The sequence below is a fragment of the Mucilaginibacter rigui genome (assembly GCF_014773275.1).
Taxonomy (GTDB): domain Bacteria; phylum Bacteroidota; class Bacteroidia; order Sphingobacteriales; family Sphingobacteriaceae; genus Mucilaginibacter; species Mucilaginibacter rigui_A.
Genome location: NZ_JACWMW010000011.1, coordinates 1 through 3,845 on the forward strand (window position 1 = coordinate 1; position 3,845 = coordinate 3,845).

Consider the following 3,845-nt stretch of genomic DNA (forward strand, 5'->3'; position numbering starts at 1 on the left):
TACAATAAACAGCTGATAATAAGCCTATTGATGGTATTGACAAGTGTTCACGGCAGTGAACGTGAACACCCGGTGAGGTCCGAGGGCGTTTAAGGACGTTTTGGGGGCGTTTTAAGGCGTTATTGGAAAAAAGCTTTAAACAAAGAAACCCGTTATCTTTTGGATAACGGGTTTAACTTTAAGATTGGGCACCGACCTACTCTCCCACATTTTACTGCAGTACCATCGGCTCTGGCGGGCTTAACTTCTCTGTTCGGAATGGGAAGAGGTGGACACCGCCGATATAGGCACCTGAATATTTTTATAGTTGATTGGTTGATTAGCTTAAGTGGTAAATGGTTGAACAGTTTTACAACTATTCTCTATTCACTTAATCTAACTATTCACTAGCCAATAAACTTAAACATAATTGAAAGAAGTAAGTAATTTAAGAAAACAACAGCTTTGTTTACAGTGGTGCGTAAGTCCGTAAGAACTATTTACGCACCACTCTTTACCTGCTATGAGAAAGCTTCGGATTATTAGTATTACTCGACTTTGATGTCACCACCTTTATATCTGTAACCTATCAACGTAGTAGTCTGCTACGATCCTCAATGGAAGTCTCATCTTGTGGCTAGTTTCGCACTTAGATGCTTTCAGCGCTTATCTATTCCCAACGTAGCTACTCTGCAGTACACCTGGCGGCATAACAGATTCACCAGAGGTTAGTCCAACCCGGTCCTCTCGTACTAAGGTCAGCCCCACTCAAACTTCCAACGCCCACAACAGATAGGGACCGAACTGTCTCGCGACGTTCTGAACCCAGCTCGCGTGCCACTTTAATGAGCGAACAGCTCAACCCTTGGGACCTTCTCCAGCCCCAGGATGTGACGAGCCGACATCGAGGTGCCAAACCTCCCCGTCGATATGAGCTCTTGGGGGAGATCAGCCTGTTATCCCCAGCGTACCTTTTATCCTTTGAGCGATGGCCCTTCCATGCAGAACCACCGGATCACTATATCCGTCTTTCGACCCTGCTCGGCTTGTCTGCCTCACAGTCAAGCAAGCTTATGCTATTGCACTCCGCGTACGGTTACCAAGCGTACTGAGCTTACCTTTGAAAGCCTCCGTTACCTTTTTGGAGGCGACCACCCCAGTCAAACTACCCGCCAAACAATGTTCTCGACATGATCGAGTTAGACACCAAATACAGAAAGGGTGGTATTTCAACGTTGGCTAACCTACTCCTAGCGAAGCAGGATCACAGCCTCCCACCTATCCTACACATCCTGTATCCGATATCAATGTTAAGTTGTAGTGAAGGTGCATGGGGTCTTTCCGTCCCGTTGCGGGTAACCGGCGTCTTCACCGATACCACAATTTCACCGAGCTCATGGCTGAGACAGCGCCCAGATCGTTACACCATTCGTGCAGGTCGGAACTTACCCGACAAGGAATTTCGCTACCTTAGGACCGTTATAGTTACGGCCGCCGTTTACCGGGGCTTCGATTCAATGCTTCTCCTTGCGAATAACATCCCCTCTTAACCTTCCGGCACCGGGCAGGTGTCAGGCCATATACGTCATCTTTCGATTTTGCATAGCCATGTGTTTTTGTTAAACAGTCGCCTGGGCCTTTTCACTGCGGCTGATATTGCTACCAGCGCCCCTTCTCCCGAAGTTACAGGGCCATTTTGCCGAGTTCCTTAGCCATGATTCACTCGAGCACCTTAGGATTCTCTCCTCGACTACCTGTGTCGGTTTACGGTACGGGTTTTTATAACCTGAAGCTTAGCGGGTTTTCTTGGAAGTCTGATTACCTGAACTATTACCTTACCCGAAGGCTCAGTATACTATCAGCTTTCAGCAAGAGTGGCGTACTTAACTACCTCTCCTATACCTACGGCCTTTAACGAACTATTCCGTCAGTTCGCGTCAGTGTCACTACTCCGTCACCGCATCGCAGTTATAAAAAGTACTGGAATATTAACCAGTTGTCCATCGGCTACGCCCTTCGGCTTCACCTTAGGCCCCGACTAACCCTGATCCGATTAGCGTTGATCAGGAAACCTTAGTCTTTCGGTGGGCGGGTTTCTCTCCCGCCTTATCGTTACTTATGCCTACATTTGCTTTTCTAATTCCTCCACAGTCAATTGTCTTTCCTGCTTCACCGGCAATTAGAATGCTCCCCTACCAGTATATCGTGAGATATAATCCATAGCTTCGGTATAACGCTTAATGCCCGTTTATTATCCATGCCCGATCGCTCGACTAGTGAGCTGTTACGCACTCTTTAAATGAATGGCTGCTTCCAAGCCAACATCCTAGCTGTCTGTGCAATCGGACCTCGTTAGTTCAACTTAGCGTTAATTTGGGGACCTTAGCTGATGGTCTGGGTTCTTTCCCTCTCGGCCATGGACCTTAGCACCCATAGCCTCACTGCAGTGTATATTATACAGCATTCGGAGTTTGTCTGGATTTGGTAGGATTTGACTCCCCCGCACCCAATCAGTAGCTCTACCTCTGTATAACTTAACCACCACGCTGTTCCTAAAAACATTTCGGGGAGTACGAGCTATTTCCCAGTTTGATTAGCCTTTCACCCCTACCCACAGATCATCCGGAAACTTTTCAACGTTTATCGGTTCGGTCCTCCAGTACCTGTTACGGCACCTTCAACCTGTCCATGGGTAGATCACAAGGTTTCGCGTCTACCCCCTCTGACTATACGCCCTTTTCAGACTCGCTTTCGCTTCGGATCCGTGTCTTAAACACTTAACCTTGCCAGAGAGGAGTAACTCGTAGGCTCATTATGCAAAAGGCACGCCGTCACACCACGAAGGTGCTCCGACCGCTTGTAAGTACACGGTTTCAGGTTCTATTTCACTCCCCTGTTCGGGGTTCTTTTCACCTTTCCCTCACGGTACTGGTTCACTATCGGTCTCTCAGGAGTATTTAGCCTTACCGGATGGTGCCGGCAGATTCCCACAAGGCGTCTCCGACCTCGCGGTACTCAGGATACCACTATCCTATCATTACTTACCCGTACGCAGCTCTCATGCTCTATGGCCGGGTTTCCCACCCCGTTCCGGTTCATTTTGATATTCATGTTGTGGTCCTACAACCCCGGTTATGCCGTAACATAACCGGTTTGGGCTTCTTCCCTTTCGCTCGCCACTACTCAGGAAATCATTATTATTTTCTCTTCCTCTGCTTACTTAGATGTTTCAGTTCAGCAGGTTTGCGCATTTATGCAACTAGTCTTCAACTAGCTAGGTTTCCCCATTCGGAAATCCGCGGATTAATTCATATTTGCTAATCCCCGCGGCTTATCGCAGCTTATCACGTCCTTCATCGCCTCTGAGAGCCAAGGCATCCCCCGTGTACCCTTTCTTACTTTCTTCTACTCGTGCGCCTTTTGCGCCGCACGGTATGCTTTTTGATATGATCGTCGTTTAGAGTCAAGATAGTTGAATCAAGAACCAAGACTTTTTGCCGAAGCTGTCCATCTCTTATCTGTAACCCCTTTCTCAAGGTCTAAAGCCAACAACCGTCTCTACTGTTGTTTTCTTGTTTTAATTACTTCTTCCAATATGTCAAAGAACTTTACCCAATATGTATCAGCGATACATAACTTGCATGATATCCTATCCCTTTCAGGAAACGGTGGGTGTGGTGGAGAATAACGGATTCGAACCGTTGACCCCCTGCGTGCAAGGCAGGTGCTCTAGCCAGCTGAGCTAATCCCCCTTTCAGATTAAGTCCGAAGCCTGAAGTCTTTAGTACCAAGTCTTTTCGACTTTCGACTTTTAACTTTCGACTTTTAACTCGCCTTTAGTAGTCCCGAGCAGATTTGAACTGCTG

Annotated in this window: 1 tRNA gene and 2 rRNA genes; all 3 read right to left on the reverse strand. The window is 47.5% G+C overall.

What is annotated here, in order from left to right:
- Positions 1-183: 183 nt before the first annotated feature.
- The 3 genes from rrf to IDJ75_RS21060 all read right to left on the reverse strand — a co-directional run bounded on the left by rrf (position 184) and on the right by IDJ75_RS21060 (position 3,731).
- Positions 184-295, reverse strand: a 5S ribosomal RNA gene (gene rrf / locus IDJ75_RS21050).
- A gap of 207 nt (positions 296-502) precedes the next feature.
- A 23S ribosomal RNA gene (locus IDJ75_RS21055) occupies positions 503-3,384 on the reverse strand.
- Positions 3,385-3,654: 270 nt separating this feature from the next.
- Positions 3,655-3,731, reverse strand: a tRNA-Ala gene (locus tag IDJ75_RS21060).
- Positions 3,732-3,845: the final 114 nt, after the last annotated feature.